19 protein-coding genes are annotated in these 19,315 nt (G+C 62.0%); 17 read left to right on the top strand and 2 right to left on the bottom strand.

Going from position 1 to position 19,315, the window contains the following annotated elements; translation table 11 throughout:
• The first annotated feature begins 2 nt into the window (after positions 1-2).
• The 3 genes from FAZ21_RS03955 to ptsG all read left to right on the top strand — a co-directional run bounded on the left by FAZ21_RS03955 (position 3) and on the right by ptsG (position 5,095).
• Entirely contained in the window at positions 3-602 is a 600-nt protein-coding gene (locus tag FAZ21_RS03955; RefSeq protein WP_136771973.1) for a 5-formyltetrahydrofolate cyclo-ligase, read from the top strand.
• A gap of 245 nt (positions 603-847) precedes the next feature.
• Positions 848-3,370, top strand: coding sequence for a phosphoenolpyruvate--protein phosphotransferase (gene ptsP, locus FAZ21_RS03950; RefSeq protein ID WP_136771972.1), 2,523 nt, complete (start codon positions 848-850; stop codon positions 3,368-3,370).
• 276 nt (positions 3,371-3,646) lie between these two features.
• Positions 3,647-5,095 carry a PTS glucose transporter subunit IIBC gene (gene ptsG / locus FAZ21_RS03945; RefSeq protein ID WP_136771971.1) on the top strand — a complete coding sequence of 483 codons (1,449 nt, stop codon included), beginning with the start codon at positions 3,647-3,649 and terminating at the stop codon, positions 5,093-5,095.
• A 59-nt stretch (positions 5,096-5,154) separates the two neighbouring features.
• On the opposite strand, the gene FAZ21_RS03940 is transcribed toward ptsG, so the two are convergent.
• Positions 5,155-6,405, bottom strand: coding sequence for an AmpG family muropeptide MFS transporter (locus tag FAZ21_RS03940; RefSeq protein WP_136771970.1), 1,251 nt, complete (start codon positions 6,403-6,405; stop codon positions 5,155-5,157).
• Positions 6,406-6,489: 84 nt separating this feature from the next.
• Complete coding sequence (locus FAZ21_RS03935; RefSeq protein WP_136771969.1) at positions 6,490-7,263, bottom strand: exodeoxyribonuclease III; 774 nt, start codon at positions 7,261-7,263, stop codon at positions 6,490-6,492.
• A gap of 157 nt (positions 7,264-7,420) precedes the next feature.
• On the opposite strand from FAZ21_RS03935, the gene pyrE reads away from it, so the two are divergent.
• From pyrE to atpG, 14 genes are all read left to right on the top strand, one after another.
• Positions 7,421-8,068, top strand: coding sequence for an orotate phosphoribosyltransferase (pyrE, locus tag FAZ21_RS03930; protein ID WP_136771968.1), 648 nt, complete (start codon positions 7,421-7,423; stop codon positions 8,066-8,068).
• 40 nt (positions 8,069-8,108) lie between these two features.
• On the top strand, positions 8,109-8,702 hold the full coding sequence (locus tag FAZ21_RS03925) for a DUF4124 domain-containing protein (protein WP_136771967.1): 594 nt from the start codon (positions 8,109-8,111) through the stop codon (positions 8,700-8,702).
• A 213-nt stretch (positions 8,703-8,915) separates the two neighbouring features.
• Entirely contained in the window at positions 8,916-9,695 is a 780-nt protein-coding gene (ppgK, locus tag FAZ21_RS03920; protein ID WP_136771966.1) for a polyphosphate--glucose phosphotransferase, read from the top strand.
• Positions 9,696-9,853: 158 nt separating this feature from the next.
• Positions 9,854-11,761 (top strand): tRNA uridine-5-carboxymethylaminomethyl(34) synthesis enzyme MnmG, encoded by a 1,908-nt coding sequence (mnmG, locus tag FAZ21_RS03915; protein WP_136771965.1) that lies wholly within the window; start codon positions 9,854-9,856, stop codon positions 11,759-11,761.
• Positions 11,761-12,423, top strand: a complete 663-nt coding sequence (gene rsmG, locus FAZ21_RS03910) for a 16S rRNA (guanine(527)-N(7))-methyltransferase RsmG (protein ID WP_136772166.1) — start codon at positions 11,761-11,763, stop codon at positions 12,421-12,423. The genes mnmG and rsmG overlap by 1 nt, the downstream gene beginning before the upstream one ends.
• Complete coding sequence (locus tag FAZ21_RS03905; RefSeq protein WP_136771964.1) at positions 12,420-13,205, top strand: ParA family protein; 786 nt, start codon at positions 12,420-12,422, stop codon at positions 13,203-13,205. Before rsmG ends, FAZ21_RS03905 begins: the two co-directional genes overlap by 4 nt.
• A gap of 3 nt (positions 13,206-13,208) precedes the next feature.
• Positions 13,209-14,057, top strand: coding sequence for a ParB/RepB/Spo0J family partition protein (locus FAZ21_RS03900; RefSeq protein ID WP_211243355.1), 849 nt, complete (start codon positions 13,209-13,211; stop codon positions 14,055-14,057).
• A 161-nt stretch (positions 14,058-14,218) separates the two neighbouring features.
• Complete coding sequence (locus tag FAZ21_RS03895; RefSeq protein WP_136771963.1) at positions 14,219-14,584, top strand: ATP synthase subunit I; 366 nt, start codon at positions 14,219-14,221, stop codon at positions 14,582-14,584.
• 4 nt (positions 14,585-14,588) lie between these two features.
• Positions 14,589-15,410, top strand: a complete 822-nt coding sequence (atpB, locus tag FAZ21_RS03890; RefSeq protein ID WP_136771962.1) for a F0F1 ATP synthase subunit A — start codon at positions 14,589-14,591, stop codon at positions 15,408-15,410.
• A gap of 82 nt (positions 15,411-15,492) precedes the next feature.
• On the top strand, positions 15,493-15,765 hold the full coding sequence (gene atpE, locus FAZ21_RS03885) for a F0F1 ATP synthase subunit C (RefSeq protein WP_136771961.1): 273 nt from the start codon (positions 15,493-15,495) through the stop codon (positions 15,763-15,765).
• A 44-nt stretch (positions 15,766-15,809) separates the two neighbouring features.
• Positions 15,810-16,280: a F0F1 ATP synthase subunit B gene (locus tag FAZ21_RS03880; protein WP_136771960.1), complete on the top strand. Its 471-nt coding sequence runs from the start codon at positions 15,810-15,812 to the stop codon at positions 16,278-16,280.
• 7 nt (positions 16,281-16,287) lie between these two features.
• Positions 16,288-16,824, top strand: coding sequence for a F0F1 ATP synthase subunit delta (locus FAZ21_RS03875; protein WP_136771959.1), 537 nt, complete (start codon positions 16,288-16,290; stop codon positions 16,822-16,824).
• Positions 16,825-16,835: 11 nt separating this feature from the next.
• On the top strand, positions 16,836-18,377 hold the full coding sequence (gene atpA / locus FAZ21_RS03870) for a F0F1 ATP synthase subunit alpha (RefSeq protein WP_136771958.1): 1,542 nt from the start codon (positions 16,836-16,838) through the stop codon (positions 18,375-18,377).
• Positions 18,378-18,407: 30 nt separating this feature from the next.
• Positions 18,408-19,277: a F0F1 ATP synthase subunit gamma gene (gene atpG / locus FAZ21_RS03865; RefSeq protein ID WP_136771957.1), complete on the top strand. Its 870-nt coding sequence runs from the start codon at positions 18,408-18,410 to the stop codon at positions 19,275-19,277.
• Positions 19,278-19,315 lie beyond the last annotated feature (38 nt).

Genomic DNA, 19,315 nt, shown 5'->3' with positions numbered 1-19,315 from the left:
TCGTGTCTCCCCCTTTCGTACCCCTCGACGACAAGCTGGCGTTACGGCGCGCGATTCGCGCGCGCCGTGCCGCGTTGTCCGCTGCCGAACGGCACGCTGGTAGCCTGGCGGTGGCAAAGCTGGCAATCCACCTGCTGCGCAACAGCCGTCGGGTTGCGGCATACGTTCCCACCGGTAGCGAGCTTTCCACCTGGCCATTGATGCTGTATGCCCTGCATCGTGGCTGCGACGTCTATCTGCCCCGCGTGCCACGCCGGGGCAGGCGGATGTCCTTCGTCAAATGGGATTCGACCTCGAACTGGCGTGTGGGGCGCTATGACATTCCCGAACCGGATCATCCGGAAGTCATCGGTGCTCGTTTGCTGGACGTGGTGTTCGTACCGCTGGTTGCGTTCGATGCGAGCCTGGCGCGGTTGGGCCAGGGCGGGGGTTACTACGATGCCACGTTCCATTTCCGCCGGATGCGGCGGCACTGGCGCAAACCGCTGCTGGTCGGGCTGGCCTTCGACGAACAGCGCGCCGAGCGTGTTCCAGCCGAGCGGTGGGACCTTCACCTCGATCTCGTGATCACCCCAGGCGGGATCCTGCGCCGCCCAGCTTGACACGGGGTTGGCCCGGACCATTCCACTTACCGGCGCCGCATTGTCCCCTGCCTGTCTATTAGCGATCCTTAGTGATATACCTTAGTCATTGAACCAAGTGGGTTCGACTTAAATCAAGATTACCTAGGTTTATCATGACAACTGGAAAAATTTCACAGCCCGGCCCCGAGAGTGGCCCTAAACTTGCCGGCAAACGCTGATATACGGCGAATCTATTCGCATTCACGCTTCCGAGGTAGTCCTTCATGTCTAGCCAGCGCATCGAGTTGTTAGCCCCCCTGACCGGGCTTATCGTCCCCATCGAATCCATTCCCGATCCTGTGTTCGCACAGAAGATGGTGGGCGATGGCATCGCGATCGATCCTACTTCCAATGTGCTGGCGGCGCCCGCGAGCGGGAGGATCAAACAACTTCACACCTCGCATCATGCGGTGACCCTGCTGACGCCCGAAGGGCTGGAAGTGCTGCTGCATATCGGTCTCGATACCGTGATGCTCAAGGGCGAAGGGTTCAAGGCGCTGGTCAAGGAAGGCGAAGACGTTCGAACGGGTCAGCCGCTGATCGAATTCGATGCGGAACTGATCATGAAGCGCGGCAAGAGCATCCTGACTGAAATGGTGATTACCAACGGTGATAAGGTCGCGGCGTTCTTGCCGGGCAGCGGCTTTGCCCGCGTGGGCCTGACGCCGGCGCTGACGCTGGAACTGGTCGGAAGCACGGCGGCCGCGCCTGCGGGGGCTGGCGAAGGCCAGTTGTCCGACGCGATCAAGGTACCCAATCCCACCGGGCTGCATGCGCGCCCGGCCGCGGTGTTGGCCAATGCCGCCAAGACCTACAAGAGCGATATCAAGCTGGTGCGTGCCGGCGACGACGCCAATGCCAAATCCGTGGTCTCGATCATGGGTCTGGAGGTCAAGCACAACGATGAAATCAAGATCAAGGCCACCGGCCCCGATGCTCAGGCTGCGATCAAGGCGCTGACGGAGCTGATTCGCTCCGGCTGTGGTGAGGATTGCGGCCCTGGCGTACCCGCAGGTAAGCCGAAGACGGTAATCAAGCCCGTCGTCAAAGCGCATTCCGACGATCCCAATGTACTGGTCGGTGTATCCGCGTCGCCCGGTCTGGCCGTGGGCCAGATTTTCCAGGTGAAACAGGATGTGATCGAGGTCCGCGAAAACGGCGACAACCAGGAAGTGGAACGTCGCCGTCTCGATGACGCCTTGAAGGAAGCCAAGCTACAACTCGAAACGTTGAAGTCGGAAATCGAAGACCCGGCCAAGGCTGAGATCTTTTCCGCGCACCAGGAGTTGCTGGCTGATCCGGATCTGCTCGACATCGCGATCTCCAGCGTCAGCGAGGGCAAGAGCGCGGGCTTTGCCTGGCGCAAAGCGTTCACGACCTACGCCGACAAGCTGGCCAAATTGCAGAACGAAGTACTTGCCGGTCGCGCCAACGACATTCGCGACGTGGGCCGTCGCGTGCTGCGCCTGCTGGCCGGTGTGAAGGAAGCCGAGCTGATCGTGCCGGACAATGCCATCCTGATCGCCGAGGAACTGACGCCTTCCGATACCGCCAGCCTGGATCGGACCAAGGTGCTCGGCTTTGCCACCACCGGCGGTGGCGCCACCAGCCACGTGGCGATCCTGGCGCGCTCGCTCAATATCCCCGCGATCTGCGGGATCGAAGATGCCGTGTTGCAACTGGAAAACGGCGTGCCGGTCATTCTGGACGGTTCCCGAGGTGTGCTGCGCAAGAATCCCAGCGAAACCGAAGTGCAGCAGATCCGCGACAAGCAGGCGGTCCTGGCGCGCAAGCGCGCAGAAGAGCAGGCCACCGCACATCAGCCGGCGATTACGCGCGACGGCACCCGCGTCGAGGTGGTCGCCAACATCGGTGGCCTGGACGAAGCCAAGCAGGGCGTGGAACTGGGAGGCGAAGGCGTTGGCCTGCTGCGTTCCGAGTTCCTGTACCTGGAGCGCACCGATGCCCCGACCGAGCAGGAGCAGACCCAGATCTACGGCGACATCGCCAAGGCGCTGGGCAATACGCGGACACTGGTGATCCGCACGCTGGACGTGGGCGGCGACAAGCCCTTGCCCTATCTGCCGATGCCCGCTGAGGAAAATCCGTTCCTGGGCGTGCGCGGTATCCGCCTGTGTCTGGCCGCACCGGAAATCCTGCGGACCCAGCTCCGCGCCATCCTGCGCGCGGCGCCGCTGTCCAAGTTGCACATCATGTTCCCGATGATCGCCTCGCTGGAGGAAGTTCGCGAAGCCAAGGCCATCGTCGCCGAGGAAAAGGCCGCGCTGAACGTGACCGCCGACGTCAAGGTGGGGATCATGGTCGAAGTGCCTTCCACTGCGGTGATGAGCGAAATCTTCGCGCGTGAAGTGGATTTCTTCTCCATCGGGACCAACGATCTGACCCAGTACACGCTGGCGATGGATCGTGGTCATCCCAAGCTGGCCAAGCAGGCCGATGCATTGCATCCGGGCGTGCTGCGCCTGATCGCCATGACGGTGAAGGGCGCCCATGCGCATGGCAAGTGGGTGGGTGTTTGTGGCGGCATCGCGTCCGATCCGCTGGCGGTGCCGGTGCTGCTGGGTATCGGAGTGGACGAGTTGTCGGTCAGTGTGCCGGCCATTCCATCGATCAAGGCTCTGGTGCGCAAGCTGAACAAGACCGACTGCGTCAAACTCGCCAACGAAGTATTGCAACTGGGAACCGCCGCGGAGGTCCGGACACGGCTTGCCACGCTCGCCGATTGATCCTGTTCTTTTCCGCCATGAAAAACGCCGCCCGCGCATTCAGCGCCGGCGGCGTTTTTCATGGCTCGGATTCCAGGAGCGCTTGCCCTGAAACAGGGCGAATCGTGCAGCCAATTCGCCGAATGGCTGCAAGCTAAATCGTTTTTGCTCTTCTCATTTCGCAATTTTGATCCAAAACAAACGAAATGCCCTTTTCTAGAGCAATCACCTGATGGCTGAGGGCACGAAGCTGGGCGGATCATCGGCAGCAAACCAAAGCGAAGAGAGGTCAAAACCATGTTCAAGCAAGCGTTTGCGATCTTGCAGAAGATCGGTAAGGCGTTGATGTTGCCGGTGGCGGTATTACCTATCGCCGGTTTGTTACTGGGGATAGGGGCTTCCAATTTTTCGTTTCTGCCGGCGGTGGTTTCGCAAATCATGGCGCAGGGCGGCGGCGCCATCTTCGGCAATCTACCGCTGATCTTCGCGGTGGGCGTTGCGCTCGGCCTGACCGAAAACGACGGGGTCGCGGCCATTGCCGCGGTGGTCGGCTTCGTGGTGATGATTGCCACCATGGGCGTGATGGCGGTGGCCTGGGGCATCGAACCAGCGACCGTGATGGGCATGAAATCGATGGAGACCGGGGTGTTCGGCGGCATCATCATCGGTGGCGTGGCGGCGATGCTGTTCAACCGTTACTACCGCATCGTATTGCCGCAGTACCTGGGTTTTTTCGCCGGCAAGCGCTTCGTCCCCATCGTGACCGGCGTTGCCGCGATCTTCGTCGGCGTGGCCTTGTCCATCATCTGGCCGCCGATCCAGCGTGGTATCGAGGTGTTCTCGCACTGGGCCGCCTATAGCGATCCGCGCACCGCCGCCACGGTGTACGGCTTCGTGGAACGGATGCTGGTGCCGTTCGGCCTGCACCATATCTGGAACGTGCCGTTCTTCTTCGAAATCGGCAACTTCACTGATACCGCCGGCAAGGTGGTGCATGGCGACATCAATCGCTTCTTCGCGGGTGACCCCACCGCCGGCATTCTCTCCGGCGCCTTCCTGTTCAAGATGTTCGGTTTGCCGGCGGCCGCGATCGCGATCTGGCATACCGCCAAGCCGGAGAACCGGGTGAAGGTGGGCGGCATCATGATCTCCGGTGCGCTGACCTCCTTCCTCACCGGCATCACCGAGCCGATCGAATTCGCCTTCCTGTTCGTGGCGCCGCAGCTTTACCTGATTCACGCCGTGCTGGCCGCCACCACGCAGTTCATCGCCAACTCGCTGAACATGCACATGGGCTTTACGTTCTCCCAGGGTGGCATCGATTTCCTGCTGTTCAATGCCTTCGGCAAGTATGCACAGAACTGGTGGCTGGTTCTGATCCTGGGCCCGATCTATGCCGCGATCTACTACGGCGTGTTCCGTTTCGCCATCCTGAAGTTCAATCTCAAGACGCCGGGACGGGAAGAAGAAACGGGCGAGGAGGTCCTGGAACACACGCTGGGCGAAGGCGACCGTACGCGCGACCTGGTGCTCGCCTTTGGCGGTGCCGACAACATCAAGGGTCTGGATGCGTGTATCACCCGCTTGCGCATCGTGGTGGACGATATTGCCAAGGTGGACCAGAGTCGCCTCAAGGCCATGGGAGCCGCGGGCGTGATGGTCGTGGGCAACGGGGTGCAGGCGGTTTTCGGTACGCTATCCGAAAACATGAAGACGGATATGGCCAAGTACCTTGGGCGACACTGAGCGACAAACCATGAAAAACGGAGCGCCTCGGCGCTCCGTTTTTTCGCATGCGGGTTTCATCAAGCTACCGGATCGTGATCCAGCGCCTGGATCTGCTTGCGCAGCCACCACACCAGCAGCACGCCTGGCAGCGCGACCAGTACGCTGATGACGAAGAACCGGGACCAGCCGAAGGCATCGACGATATAGCCCGAAGCCGGCCCTACATACACCCGGCCAAAGGCCGCCAGCGCGGATAGCAGTGCGTACTGGGTGGCGGTGAAGCGGACATTGCACAAGGCCATCAACAGCGCCACCGAGGCAGTGGTTCCCATGCCGCCCGCCAGGTTCTCCAGGCCGATGGCCATGAACAGCAGGTCATTGCCGGGCGTTGGCGTGGTGGCGATCAGCCAGTAGCCCAGGTTGGTCAGCGCCTGTGCCAGCCCGAACCACAGCAGCGCGCGATACAGGCCCAGCCGTACCATCAGCAACGCACCGGCAAAGCCACCGAAAATGGTGGCGATCATGCCGAACACCTTGTTGGCCTGACCGATCAGGCTCTTGGTGTAGCCCATGTCCAGCAAGAACTTGGTGGATAGACTGCCGGCAAAGGCGTCGCCCAGTTTATAGGCGACCACCAGCGCCAGCAGAATCACCGCCCCGCGACGGGAGAAGAACTCGCGTAGCGGTTCGACCACCGCTTCTTCCAGTGTCAGCGGTGGCCGCGCGACGACCTCCGGCTCCGGGGCCATGAAGCTCACCACCACCATAACCACCATCAGCCCTGCCATCACCCAGTAGGTCTGCTGCCAGCTCAGGATACCGTCGGCCAGGATCAGCGCCAGCGCGCCCGAGGTCAGCATCGCCATGCGATAACCGAACACATTGACGGCCGCGGCCGCGCCGCGCTCCTCATGGTGGACGAGTTCGGTGCGGTAGGCGTCGATCACCACGTCCTGGGTGGAGGAAAAGAAGGCCACCAGCAACGCCAGGACCGCGAAGGTAGGCAGGTGCTGCTGCGGATTCAAACCGCCCATTCCCGCGATGGCCAGGGCCAGCAGCAATTGCGTCAATACCATCCAGCCCCGCCGACGGCCGAGGAAAGGCATCGGGAAGCGGTCGATCACCGGCGCCCAGAGGAATTTCCACGTATACGGCTGGCCGGCCAGCGTGAACCAGCCGATGGTGGTGATATCGAGCCCCGCATCGCTGAGCCAGGCCTGTAAGGTCGAGCCGGTGAGGGCGAGCGGCAGGCCGGAGGCGAAGCCGAGGAACATGGCCGCGGCGATACGGCGATTGCTGAAGACGGCAAAATAATTGGCGAGGCGCATGGAGGCGGCCGGAAAACAAATGGCCGCCAGTATCGCACGGGCGGCCACGGCATCGCGGACGATGCGAACGGTGGGGGCGGATGATCAGAACGGGTAGTCGTAGTCGAGGATCAGCGGCGCGTGATCGGAGAACTTCACGTCCTTGTAGATCGACCCGGTGTGCGCTGTCTGCGCCAGCCCACGGGTACCGATGTGATAGTCGATACGCCAGCCCACATCCTTGGCGTATGCCTGGCCACGGTTGCTCCACCAGGTGTATCCGGGCATCTCCGGGTACAGTGTGCGCCACACATCCACCAGGTTCAGCTCGGCGAATACCCGGCCGATCCAGGCCCGCTCTTCCGGCAGAAAGCCGGAGTTCTTCAGGTTGCCTTTCCAGTTCTTCAGGTCGATTTCGTTGTGGGCGATGTTCCAGTCGCCCAGCAACAATACATCGCGACCGCACGCGGCCAGATCGGCGAGATGGGGCCAGAACGCATCCATGAAGGCGAATTTCACCTGCTGCCGTTCCTCTCCCGAAGAACCGGACGGCAGATAAAGCGAGATCACGCTCAGGTTGCCGAACTGCGCTTCGATATAACGGCCTTCGCGATCGAATTCCGGCAGGCCGAGGCCGACGATCAATTTGTCGGGCTGGCGGCGACAATACAACCCGACCCCGCTGTAGCCCTTTTTTTCCGCGTAGTGGAAATAGCCGTGGTAACCCGCCGGGGCGCGCATCGCTTCCGTCAGGTCGCCATCCTGCGCTTTCAGTTCCTGAAGGCCGATGACGTCGGCGCCCGATTGGGCGACCCAGTCGAGGAATCCCTTGTTGGTGGCCGAACGGATTCCGTTGAGATTGGCTGAAACGATGCGCACAGTCGCTCCTTGAACGGGCGCCGGAGGGGCTTGCGCCACGTGATATGCTGTTTTTCGTCACATTGATCCGAAATGCGGCACTTCGGCTTGAACAAAACGTAAGGCCGAATCTGACCGGATTCCGTGATGAATCCATTCTTTGCAGGAGCCAGAACCGATGTCCGACTTTCGCCAGGAATTCATTGAATTCGCCGTGGCACAGAATGTGCTGAGCTTTGGCGAGTTTATCACCAAAGCCGGCCGCAACTCGCCGTACTTCTTCAATGCCGGCTTGTTCAGCAACGGCGCCGCCCTGGCGGAACTGGCCCGTTTCTACGCGCAGGCGGCACTGGCCGCGAAGGTCGGGTTCGACGTGTTGTTCGGGCCGGCCTACAAAGGAATTGTCCTGGCGGCGGCAACCGCGGTGAAGCTGGCCGAGGCTGGTCACAACGTGCCGTTCGCCTACAACCGCAAGGAAGCCAAGGATCACGGTGAAGGGGGCGTGCTGGTAGGCGCCAAGCTCACGGGCAAGGTACTGATCATCGACGATGTGATTTCGGCGGGAACCAGCGTGCGCGAATCGGTGGAGATGATCCGGGCACATGGCGCCGAACCGGCGGGCGTGCTGATCGCGCTGGACCGGATGGAACGTGGGCAAGGAGCATTGTCCGCGGTGCAGGAAGTGGAGCAGCGGTTTGGTATCCCGGTGATTCCCATCGCCACGCTGGATGACCTGCTCGGCTACCTCGCCGCACGTCCCGACATGGCTGGAAATTTGAAAAAAGCCGAGGCCTACCGGGCCGAGTACGGCATCCACAGCCGCTGAAGCGAAACCCGCTCGGCGCTGAGGCATCGAGAGGAAAAGCATGAAGAGACTGACCTTGCTGACCGGAGCGCTGCTGCTGATCTGGGCGGCCTCCGCCGAGGCGGCGCTGTATCGGTGGGTGGACGAAAACGGCAATACGCAATACAGCGACAAGCCGCCGGCCGCCCAGCCCAAGGGTGGCGTGACGGAGCTGGACAAGCGCGGCATCGTGCGCAAGACGCCGCAACCGCAAATGTCGGAGGAAGAGCGGCTGCGCAAGCAGGAAGCCGAACGTCAGGCCAATGAGGCGCGTCGCCGCGATCGCGCCTTGCTGCTGTCATTCTCCCGGCCCGAGGAGGTGGATTTGCTGCGCGATCAGCAGGTCGAAGCGATCCAGGCCACCATCCAGACCAACAAGATCAAACGCCAGAACGCATCGGCCAAGCTGGCCCGGCTGAACGAACAGGCGGATCGCTTTGCCAAGCGGAAGAAGCCGATACCGACGGATCTGGAAACCGATATCGCGTTGACGCGCAAGGAAATCGACGAGATCGATCTCGACAGCCAGAAGCGTCAGACCGAAATCATCGAGGTGAAAAAGCGGGCCGAAGCAGACAAAAAACGGCTGACGGAGTTGCAGGCAGGCCAGCGCTGAACTGGTCCGCTGCCGGGGCGGGATACATCCCGCCCCTTGTGTTGTCGCAAATGTATCCGTCCTCGCCGTCGACCCGCTGTCTATCATGCGTAGAATGGCCGCCGCACCGGCGGCCTGAGGCAATGCCCCCGGATGCTAGGTAAATTTCCGTAGTTCAGCCTTGCAACGGTGCGGGCAAACTGCGCGCGCAGATAGCACACAGGATTCGGCATCATGACCCAGACCAGCGTGAACGCGGCGACCAAAGCCGTACTTGGCATCGACATCGGCGGTAGCGGTATCAAGGGGGCGCCCGTCGATGTGCAGACCGGCGAATTGCTCGGCGAGCGTATCCGGCTCGATACCCCGCAGCCCTCCACCCCCCAGGCCGTTGCCACGACGGTGCGCCAGCTGGTCGAGCAGTTCGACTGGAAGGGGCCGCTCGGCTGTACCTTCCCCGCCATCGTCCATAACGGCGTGACGATGTCGGCGGCCAACGTGGACAAGAGCTGGATCCAGGCACCTGCCGAGCAGATTCTCGCCGATGCGGTGGGGCTGCCGGTCAAGCTGGTCAATGATGCCGACGCAGCGGGCCTGGCCGAAGTGGTGTTCGGCGCGGCCAAAGGGCTGACCGGCAAGACCCTGGTGCTGACGCTGGGTACCGGTATCGGCAGTGCCTTGATCGTCGACGGCAAACTGATCACCAACACCGAATTCGGGCACGTGATCTTCCCCAAGGACGACATTGCCGAGAAGTACTGCTCCGCCAAGGTGAAGGAAGACCTGGACCTGAAGTACAAGCAATACGCCATGCGCCTGAACGAATACCTGCTGCACCTGCAACTGCTGCTCTCGCCCGACCGGGTGATCATTGGCGGCGGTATTTCCAAGAAGCATGACAAGTTCATTCCGGAGCTGACCGGCTTGCGCTTCCCGGTGGTGCCGGCCGCATTGAAGAACGATGCCGGGATCGTCGGCGCCGCGCTGGAGGCTGCCAACGCCTTCGGGCTGTAAGTCGTCGGGATGATCCAGGCGTGGCGGCTGTCGCGCCTGGCAGGGCGCGATGATTCCACGGGCTTTTTCGGCCTTCATCCGGGCGTGAAGGCGCTTCATAGTGCAAGTGCCTGTTTTGCCGTAGAATATTTGCCCTTTGCATCGCGGCGCGGCACATCATGCTTTATCCCACTCGTTACGACGTCATCGTGGTCGGCGGCGGCCATGCCGGCACCGAGGCGGCGCTGGCCAGCGCCCGCATGGGCCGCCGCACCCTGTTGCTGACCCATAACATCGAAACCCTGGGCCAGATGAGCTGCAATCCGTCGATCGGCGGCATTGGCAAGGGCCATCTGGTCAAGGAAGTGGATGCACTCGGCGGTGCGATGGCCCTGGCAACCGATCTTGGCGGCATCCAGTTCAAGACGCTCAACTCCAGCAAAGGCCCGGCGGTGCGTGCCACGCGTGCCCAGGCCGACCGCATCCGCTATAAGGCGGCCATTCGCGGCATGCTGGAAAACCAGCCCAACCTCGATCTGTTCCAGCAGGAAGTCGCGGATCTGATCGTCGAGGGGGATCGCGTCGTCGGGGCGCTGACGGCAATCGGCATCCGGTTCGAGGCCAGTGCGGTGGTGCTGACCGCAGGCACCTTTCTGGGCGGCAAGATTCATGTCGGGCTGGAAAACCAGGTCGGCGGCCGTGCGGGCGACCCGGCATCGGTGTCGCTGTCCGCGCGGTTGCGGGAGCTGCAATTGCCGGTTGGCCGTCTGAAGACCGGTACACCGCCGCGCATCGACGGGCGGACCATCGATTTCTCGGTGCTGGAGGTTCAGCCCGGCGATGTGCCGGAGCCGGTTTTCTCGGTACGCGGCACCCGCGCCATGCATCCGCGCCAACTACCCTGCTGGATCGCCCATACCAATTTGCGAACCCACGAGATCATCCGCTCCGGGTTCGACCGCAGCCCCATGTTCACCGGCAAGATCGAAGGCGTGGGACCGCGCTACTGTCCCAGCATCGAAGACAAGGTGAACCGCTTCGCCGATAAGGACAGCCACCAGATTTTCCTGGAGCCGGAAGGGCTGGATACCCACGAGTTCTACCCCAACGGCATCTCCACCAGCTTGCCGTTCGATATCCAGATCGCTGCGGTGCAATCGATCAAGGGCCTGGAAAACGCACGCATCCTGCGCCCCGGCTACGCCATCGAATACGACTACTTCGACCCGCGCGCGCTGAAGGCCAGTTTCGAGAGCAAGGCCATCGCCGGCTTGTTCTTCGCCGGCCAGATCAACGGCACCACCGGCTACGAGGAAGCCGCCGCGCAGGGGCTGTTCGCCGGTATCAACGCGGCATTGTTGGCCAGCGGGCAGGATGCCTGGACGCCGCGCCGCGACGAAGCCTATCTGGGCGTATTGGTGGATGACCTGATCACGCGCGGCGTCACCGAGCCGTACCGCATGTTTACCAGCCGTGCCGAGTTCCGGCTGCAACTGCGCGAGGACAACGCCGACTTGCGGCTGACCGAAGCCGGCCGCGCGCTGGGCGTGGTGGGCGACGAGCAGTGGGCGTTGTTCTGCAGAAAGCGCGATGCGGTCGAAGCTGAACTGCAACGGCTGAAATCCACCTGGATCAATCCACGCTTGCTGGATGCTGCCGAAGCCGAGCGGGTGCTGGGCCGCGCCATCGAGCGCGAGTACAACCTGGCCGAGCTGCTGCGCCGTCCGGAAGTCGACTACGCCAGCCTGCTGACGCTGACCTGCGCGCAGCCCCGGGAGGGAGAGGCCCGGGTCGAGGACCCTGCGGTCGCGGAACAGGTGGAAATCCAGGTGAAGTACCAGGGCTACATCGAGCGACAGCAGCACGAAGTGGCCAAGCGCGACAACCTGGAAGAATTCAAGCTGCCGCTCGATCTGGATTACACCCAGGTGGTGGGTCTGTCGAAGGAAGTGCAGCAGAAGTTGAATACCCATCGCCCCGAGACGCTGGGGCTGGCCAGCCGCATTTCCGGCGTCACTCCCGCTGCCGTGGCGTTGCTGCTGGTCCATCTCAAGAAAAGACAACTCATCGACCACAAGGCCGCATGATGACCGTGATTACCGCACACCCGCTGGCCGATACGCTGGCGGCGGGCCTCGCCGAGTTGGCGATTGCCCTGACCCCTGAGCAGCAACGATCGCTCCTGGCCTATGTCGATCTGCTGGCCAAGTGGAACAAGACCTACAGCCTGACGGCGATCCGCGAGCCGGAACGGATGGTGCCGCACCATCTGCTCGATTCGCTGGCCCCGCTGCCGCATCTGGCTGGCCAACCTGGCTGCCGCGTGCTCGATGTCGGCTCGGGTTTCGGCACCCCCGGCATTCCGCTGGCCATCGCGCGGCCGGACTGGCAATTGTTCCTGCTCGATTCCAATCACAAGAAAACCACGTTCCTGCGTCAGGCCATCGTCGATCTGCGCCTGCCGAACGTTACGGTCCTGACCGAACGGGTCGAAAGCTATCGGCCCGAGGCCGGATTCCAGATCATTACCTCGCGCGCATTCGCCGACCTGGGCGAATTCGTGAAACTTACGCGCCATCTGCTGGCGCCCGGTGGAGAGTGGGCGGCGCTCAAGGGTGTCTACCCCTACGAAGAGATTGCGCAATTGACGGTAGACATCCGCGTGGCGAGCGTCGATCATCTTGCGGTGCCCGGCCTGGAAGCCGAACGGCACCTGGTGCACCTGAAGACGGAGAACGCGGCGGCATGAAAATCCTGGCGATCGCCAACCAGAAAGGCGGGGTGGGCAAGACGACCACCGCGGTGAACCTTGCGGCGAGCCTGGCTCACCTGGGGCGACGCGTGCTGCTGGTCGATCTCGATCCCCAGGCGAACGCCACCATGGGCTCCGGCCTGGACAAGGCCAAGCTCAAGCACACCGTCTACACCATGCTGATCGGCGAGTCGTCGTTGTCGGACACGATGCAGGTGTCAGAATCGGGGGGCTTCGACGTCCTGCCGGCCAATCGCGAGCTGGCCGGAGCCGAAGTGGAGCTGGTCGAGGCAGAAGCCCGCGAGTCGCGCCTGAAGGCGGCGCTGGCCGATGTCGCGGACAGCTACGACTTCATCGTGCTCGACTGCCCGCCTGCCTTGAACCTGTTGACGCTGAACGGCCTGGTGGCCGCCGATTCCGTGATGATCCCGATGCAATGCGAGTACTACGCGCTGGAAGGGTTGTCGGATCTGGTGAATACGCTGCGCCGGGTCAAGCAGGGCCTCAACCGCACGATCGAAATCGAAGGCCTGTTGCGCACCATGTTCGATCCGCGCAGCACGCTGGCGCAGCAAGTCAGCGATCAACTGGTCAAGCACTTCACTTCCAAGCTGTACCACACCGTCATACCGCGCAATGTGCGGCTGGCCGAGGCGCCTTCCTATGGGCGGCCCATCCTCTCGTATGACAAGTCCTCCAAGGGGGCCCAGGCCTACCTCCAACTCGCCGAGGAACTGCTGGCGCGGCATAATCCGGCCGAAGCAGCCCACCCGGTTTAATCAATGATCAAGAAATTCAAAGGTCTCGGCCGTGGCCTCGATGCCCTGATGGGCGACGATGCGCCCGGCGACACCCTGCGGCAGTTGCCGCTCGACAGCCTGCAACCGGGCCGTTTCCAGCCACGCATCCATATCGATGACGAGGCGCTGCGCGAGCTGGCCGAGTCGATCAAGGCGCAAGGGTTGATGCAGCCGGTGCTGGTCCGTGCCATCGAAGACGGCCTGGAACAGCGCTACGAAATCATCGCTGGCGAGCGCCGCTGGCGGGCCAGCCGCCTGGCCGGGCTGAGCGAGATTCCCGCGCTGGTGCGCGAGGTGCCCGACGAAGCCGTCGCCGCGATGGCGCTGATCGAGAACATCCAGCGCGAGGATCTCAACCCGCTCGAAGAAGCGCAGGGGCTGGCGCGTCTGATCGACGAGTTCGGCATGACCCACGAGGCGGTGGCGCACGCGGTGGGCAAGTCGCGCGTCACCGTCACCAATTTGCTGCGGCTGCTCAATCTGGCCGAGCCCGTGCGTGAAATGTTGCTGGAAGGACAGCTCGACATGGGGCACGCTCGCGCCTTGCTGGCACTCGATACCCTGCCGCAGCTCGATGCCGCCAAGACGGTAGCGCTAAAAGGCTTGTCGGTGCGCGAGACCGAAAGCATGGTCAAGCGCCTGTTGCAGGACACACAGGCTGCCGCGGAGCAAAAGCGGGTCGACCCGGATGTCCGCCGGCTGGAAGAAGAAGTCTCCGAGCGCTGGGGCGCGCGGGTGCAGATCAAGCAGAGCAAGCAAGGGCGGGGCCGGGTGACCATCGATTACGATAGTCTGGATGACCTGGATCGCCTGCTGGGCCGACTGAAATGACAGAATGCGATGGGCCGCACCAAGCACCAGATTGGTGCGGCTAGCATACTTCCAGATTGGCTTCATAGACCGACGACAAAAGCATAGTTTCCGTCAATCGGTAAAATTGACGGGGCGCAAAGCCGCTCCGTATAATCCCGGGGTTTTTCCCCAAGGAAGCTATGGTCAAGCGGCCGGAAATCCGCCGAGTTATTCGCCTCAAGCTGGTGCTGACAATCGCCGTTTCGGTGCTTGCGTGGGCTTTATGGGGTGAGAACGCCGGGATTTCAAGTGCTCTTGGCGGAGGCATCTCGCTGGTGGGCGCGTTGCTCTACGCACGCATCGCCTACCCGGGGGGCTGGGGAACACCGCAGACGATGCTGTCGCGGCACTACGCTGCCGAGATGGCGAAATTTGGTTGGACCATTACCGGATTCGCGCTGGTGATCGTATTGATCCCGGTGCACGGCCTGGGGCTGCTGTTGGGCTATATCGCCGCCACGGCGGCCTACTGGCTGGGCCTATTCGTAAAACTGGAAAAGAACTGAGCATATGGCTGCCGAACAACTGAGCGCAACGGATTACATCGTCCACCACTTGACGCACTGGCGTCTGCAAACCGACGGCTTCTGGTCCGGTTTCCATCTCGATACCTTCTGGTTTTCTTTGATCCTCGGCTTCGTTTTCGTCGGCCTGTTCGGCTATGTGGCCCGCAAGGCCACGAGCGGTGTGCCCGGGCGGTTGCAGAATTTCGTCGAGTTGATCGTCGAAATGGTGGACAGCCAGATCAAGGATGCCTTCCACGGCAAGAGCAAGGTGATCGGCCCGCTGAGCCTGACCATCTTCGTCTGGGTGTTCCTGATGAACTCGATGGACTTTCTGCCGGTGGACCTGCTGCCCACCATCGCCCAACTGATCGGCCACTATGGCTTCGGCATGGATCCGCACCACGTCTACCTGCGTGTCGTGCCCACCGCCGACGTCAACCTGACCTTCGCCATGTCGCTGTCGGTGCTGCTCGTGATCATCGGTTTCTCGATCAAGGCCAAGGGCGTGGTCGGCTGGATCAAGGAACTGCTGACCAAGCCGTTCCACGCGGAAGGGCTGGTGATGAGCATCATCCTCGCGCCGGTCAACCTGGTGTTCCAGGCCATCGAACTGCTGGCCAAGCCCATTTCGCTGTCGCTGCGGTTGTTCGGCAACATGTACGCCGGCGAGCTGATCTTCATCCTGATCGCATTGCTGCCGTTCTGGGCGCAATGGGTGCTGGGCGCGCCCTGGGCGATCTTCCACATCCTGATCGTCACCCTCCAGGCCTTCGTCTTCATGATGCTCACGATCGTCTACCTGTCGCTGGCGGTGGAAGATCACTAAGAATCGCGCCGGGCGGCCATTGCCGGACCGGCTCGTGTTTCAACCCTTGTACTAACGACCTTTCCTATTAGGAGATATAGAAATGGCTGCACCTGAACTCATCGCCGGCATCCAGAGCATGACCGTGATCGCGGTTGCGATCATCATTGGTCTTGCCGCCATCGGTACCGCGCTGGGCTTCGCCATTCTCGGCGGCAAGTTCCTCGAATCGTCGGCTCGCCAACCGGAAATGATCCCGGTTCTGCAAACCAAGCTGTTCATCATCGCCGGTCTGCTCGACGCCATCTCGATGATCGGTGTCGGTGTCGCACTGCTGTTCACGTTCGCCAACCCGTTCCTCGCCGCACTCGGTTAATCGGTCGGTTTAAGAGAAAACCCTTAAACCTGGAGGACTAGTTCGTGGAACTCAATGCATCCCTCATCGGGCAGGCGATCACATTCGCCCTCCTGGTGTGGTTCACCATGAAATTCGTCTGGCCTCCGCTGACCCGGATGATGGATGAGCGCGCCGCGCGCATCGCTGATGGTCTGGCTGCGGCCGACCGTGCCAAGCAGGATCTGGCCAATGCGGAACGCGCATCGGCGGATCGCCTGCGTGAAGCCAAGCAGCAAGCGTCGGAACTCATCGCCCAGGCCGAGAAGCGTGCGGCCCAGATCGTCGACGAAGCCAAGGATCAAGCCAAGGTGGAAGGCGAGCGCCTCATCAAGGGTGCGCAAGCCGAGGTGGGCCAACAGGTCCAGCAAGCCAAGGAAGCACTGCGTCAGCAAGTGGCGACTCTCGCCCTGGCCGGTGCGGAAAAGATCCTGAAGCAAGAGATCGACGCTGCCAAGCACGCCGATTTGTTGGCATCCATTCAAGCGGAACTGTAAGACAGTCATGGCAGAACTCATCACCGTCGCAAGACCCTACGCCGAGGCTGTTTTTCGTCTGGCAAAGCAGGAAGGCAAGCTCGGGCAATGGTCCGAAGTCCTTGCCAATCTTGCTGTCGTTGCCCAGGACGAAACCGCGTCGACCGTAGTGGCCGATCCCAAGTATTCCGCTATTCAGCTCCAGCAACTGCTGGTTGGCCTGTTGGGCGGCAACGTCGGCGCCCAGGTGGAGAATTTCATCGCCGTGGTGCTGGAAAACCGCCGTTTTGCCGCATTGCCGGATATCGCCGCGTTGTTCGAGTCGCTCAAGGTGGCCGAAGAAGGCGAAGTGAAGGCCGAGATCGCCTCCGCGTTCCCGCTCAACGACGCCCAAGTCGCCCAGCTCGAGGCCCTGTTGGCCAAAGAGCTCAAGCGCAAGGTGGAAGCCGAGGTGAAGGTCGATTCCGATCTGATCGGTGGCGTGACGGTGACAGTCGGTGACCTGGTGATCGACGCTTCCGTGCGCGGCAAGCTGACAGCGCTGGCGACAAGCCTGAAGAGCTAGGAGATTTTTGTATGCAACTCAATCCGTCTGAAATCAGTGAACTGATTAAGGCTCGGATCCAGAACCTGTCGGAAGGCGCAGAAGTCCGTACCACTGGTACGGTCGTTTCGGTCACCGACGGTATTGTCCGCATCCACGGCTTGTCCGAGGTCATGCAGGGCGAAATGCTGGAATTCCCGGGCAACACCTTTGGCCTGGCCCTGAACCTCGAGCGCGACTCCGTCGGCGCCGTGGTGATGGGTGAATACACCCACATCGTCGAAGGCGACGAAGTGAAGTGCACCGGGCGCATTCTGGAAGTGCCGGTCGGCCGTGAACTGGTCGGCCGCGTGGTCAATGCCCTGGGTCAGCCCATCGACGGCAAGGGCCCGCTGGGTGCGACCGAAACCAGCCCGATCGAAAAGATCGCTCCGGGCGTTATTGCACGTCAGTCGGTGTCGCAGCCGCTGCAAACCGGCCTGAAGTCCATCGACACCATGGTGCCGATCGGCCGGGGCCAGCGTGAGCTGATCATTGGCGACCGTCAGACCGGCAAGACCGCTGTCGCGCTCGACACGATCATCAACCAGAAGGGCACTGGCGTCATTTGTATCTATGTCGCCATCGGCCAGAAGGCATCGTCGATCGCCAACGTGGTGCGCAAGCTGGAAGAGCACGGCGCGATGGGTCACACCATCGTCGTGGCCGCCGCCGCTTCCGAATCTGCCGCGCTGCAATACATTGCCGCCTACTCCGGCTGCACGATGGGCGAATACTTCCGCGACCGCGGCGAGGACGCTCTGATCGTCTATGACGATCTGTCCAAGCAGGCCGTGGCGTATCGCCAGATTTCGCTGCTGCTGCGTCGTCCCCCGGGCCGCGAAGCGTTCCCCGGCGACGTGTTCTATCTCCACTCCCGCCTGCTGGAACGCGCTGCGCGTATCAATGCCGACGAAGTCGAGAAGCTCACCGGTGGCGCAGTGAAGGGCAAGACCGGTTCGCTGACCGCATTGCCCATCATCGAAACGCAAGCCGGCGACGTGTCCGCATTCGTGCCGACCAACGTGATTTCGATTACCGATGGCCAGATTTTCCTGGAAACCGACCTGTTCAACGCGGGTGTCCGTCCCGCCATGAACGCCGGTATCTCGGTGTCGCGCGTCGGTGGCGCTGCACAGACCAAGGTCATCAAAAAGCTCGGCGGCGGTGTGCGTCTGGCGCTGGCCCAGTACCGTGAACTGGCTGCGTTCGCGCAGTTCGCCTCGGACCTGGACGAAGCCACCCGCAAGCAGCTTGAGCGCGGCAAGATGGTGACCGAGCTGATGAAGCAGGCCCAATACAGCCCGCTGAAGGTTGCCGAACTGGGCGTGACCCTGTTGCTGATTGCCAAGGGCATCTACGACGACGTCAAGGTCGAGAAGGCACTGGCATTCGAAGCCGCCTTCCTCGCCGACCTCAAGGCCAACCACGCCGATGTGCTGGCGCGGGTGGAGGAGAAGGGCGACCTGTCGGCCGACGACGAAGCAACCATCCTCAAGGCGGTGGAAAGCTTCAAGTCTGCCAGCGCCTACTGATTCGAACCCGTTTAGAGAAGGAATCGAATCATGGCTGGCGGCAAGGAAATTCGCACCAAGATCAAGAGCGTCAAAAACACGCAGAAGATCACCAGTGCCATGGAAATGGTGGCAACGTCCAAGATGCGCAAGGCGCAGGAGCGCATGCGGTCGGCTCGCCCGTACGGTGAAAAGATCCGCAATGTGGCGGCTCACCTGTCGGCGGCCTTCGTGGACTACGCCCACCCCTTCCTGCAACAACGCGAGACGGTGAAACGTGTCGGCCTGATCGTCGTGACGTCGGACAAGGGGCTGTGTGGTGGCTTGAACACCAACGCCCTGCGCCTGGCGCTCAACACGATGAAAGCCTGGCACCAGAACGGCCGCGAAGTCGCTGTGACCGCTATCGGCAGCAAGGGTCTGGGGTTTATGAGCCGCAGTGGCGCCAAGGTCGTTTCCTCGACCGTGGGCCTGGGCGACACCCCGCACCTGGACCAGTTGGTCGGGCCGCTGAAGGTCATGGTGGATGCATTCATCGCCGGTGAAGTGGACGAAGTGCACCTCGTGTACACCAAGTTCATCAACACCATGAAGCAAGAGCCCGTGGCAGAACAGTTGCTGCCGCTCTCCGGCGAGGCCTTCGGCCAGCCCGAGCACGGTTACAACTGGGAATACCTGTACGAGCCCGACGCCAAGACGGTCATCGACGAGCTGATGGGTCGCTACCTGGAAGCCCTGGTATACCAGGCGGTGGCGGAAAACATGGCGAGCGAGCAGGCGGCGCGCATGGTGGCGATGAAAGCGGCAACCGACAACGCCGAAAAGGTGATCGGCAATCTGCAACTGCTGTACAACAAGACGCGTCAGGCCGCGATCACCAAGGAACTCTCCGAGATCGTCGCCGGCGCCGCAGCGGTTTGATGCAGGTCGCTCCCCGAATTGAATGAATTAGGAACCCT

Source organism: Chitiniphilus eburneus (genome assembly GCF_005048205.1).
GTDB lineage: Bacteria > Pseudomonadota > Gammaproteobacteria > Burkholderiales > Chitinibacteraceae > Chitiniphilus > Chitiniphilus eburneus.
Note: the sequence above shows the minus strand (reverse complement) of the source record. Positions and strands in the feature narration are given on the sequence as shown.

Excerpts from the sequence above, each read along its gene's own strand:
- FAZ21_RS03875 (WP_136771959.1), top strand. The coding sequence starts at position 16,288 with ATGGCAGAACTCATCACCGTCGCAAGACCCTACGCCGAGGCTGTTTTT.
- pyrE (WP_136771968.1), top strand. The coding sequence starts at position 7,421 with ATGTCCGACTTTCGCCAGGAATTCATTGAATTCGCCGTGGCACAGAAT.
- FAZ21_RS03925 (WP_136771967.1), top strand. The coding sequence starts at position 8,109 with ATGAAGAGACTGACCTTGCTGACCGGAGCGCTGCTGCTGATCTGGGCG.
- FAZ21_RS03895 (WP_136771963.1), top strand. The coding sequence starts at position 14,219 with ATGGTCAAGCGGCCGGAAATCCGCCGAGTTATTCGCCTCAAGCTGGTG.
- rsmG (WP_136772166.1), top strand. The coding sequence starts at position 11,761 with ATGACCGTGATTACCGCACACCCGCTGGCCGATACGCTGGCGGCGGGC.
- mnmG (WP_136771965.1), top strand. The coding sequence starts at position 9,854 with ATGCTTTATCCCACTCGTTACGACGTCATCGTGGTCGGCGGCGGCCAT.
- FAZ21_RS03900 (WP_211243355.1), top strand. The coding sequence starts at position 13,209 with ATGATCAAGAAATTCAAAGGTCTCGGCCGTGGCCTCGATGCCCTGATG.
- ptsP (WP_136771972.1), top strand. The coding sequence starts at position 848 with ATGTCTAGCCAGCGCATCGAGTTGTTAGCCCCCCTGACCGGGCTTATC.
- ptsG (WP_136771971.1), top strand. The coding sequence starts at position 3,647 with ATGTTCAAGCAAGCGTTTGCGATCTTGCAGAAGATCGGTAAGGCGTTG.
- atpA (WP_136771958.1), top strand. The coding sequence starts at position 16,836 with ATGCAACTCAATCCGTCTGAAATCAGTGAACTGATTAAGGCTCGGATC.
- atpE (WP_136771961.1), top strand. The coding sequence starts at position 15,493 with ATGGCTGCACCTGAACTCATCGCCGGCATCCAGAGCATGACCGTGATC.
- atpB (WP_136771962.1), top strand. The coding sequence starts at position 14,589 with ATGGCTGCCGAACAACTGAGCGCAACGGATTACATCGTCCACCACTTG.
- FAZ21_RS03905 (WP_136771964.1), top strand. The coding sequence starts at position 12,420 with ATGAAAATCCTGGCGATCGCCAACCAGAAAGGCGGGGTGGGCAAGACG.
- ppgK (WP_136771966.1), top strand. The coding sequence starts at position 8,916 with ATGACCCAGACCAGCGTGAACGCGGCGACCAAAGCCGTACTTGGCATC.
- FAZ21_RS03940 (WP_136771970.1), bottom strand. The coding sequence starts at position 6,405 with ATGCGCCTCGCCAATTATTTTGCCGTCTTCAGCAATCGCCGTATCGCC.
- atpG (WP_136771957.1), top strand. The coding sequence starts at position 18,408 with ATGGCTGGCGGCAAGGAAATTCGCACCAAGATCAAGAGCGTCAAAAAC.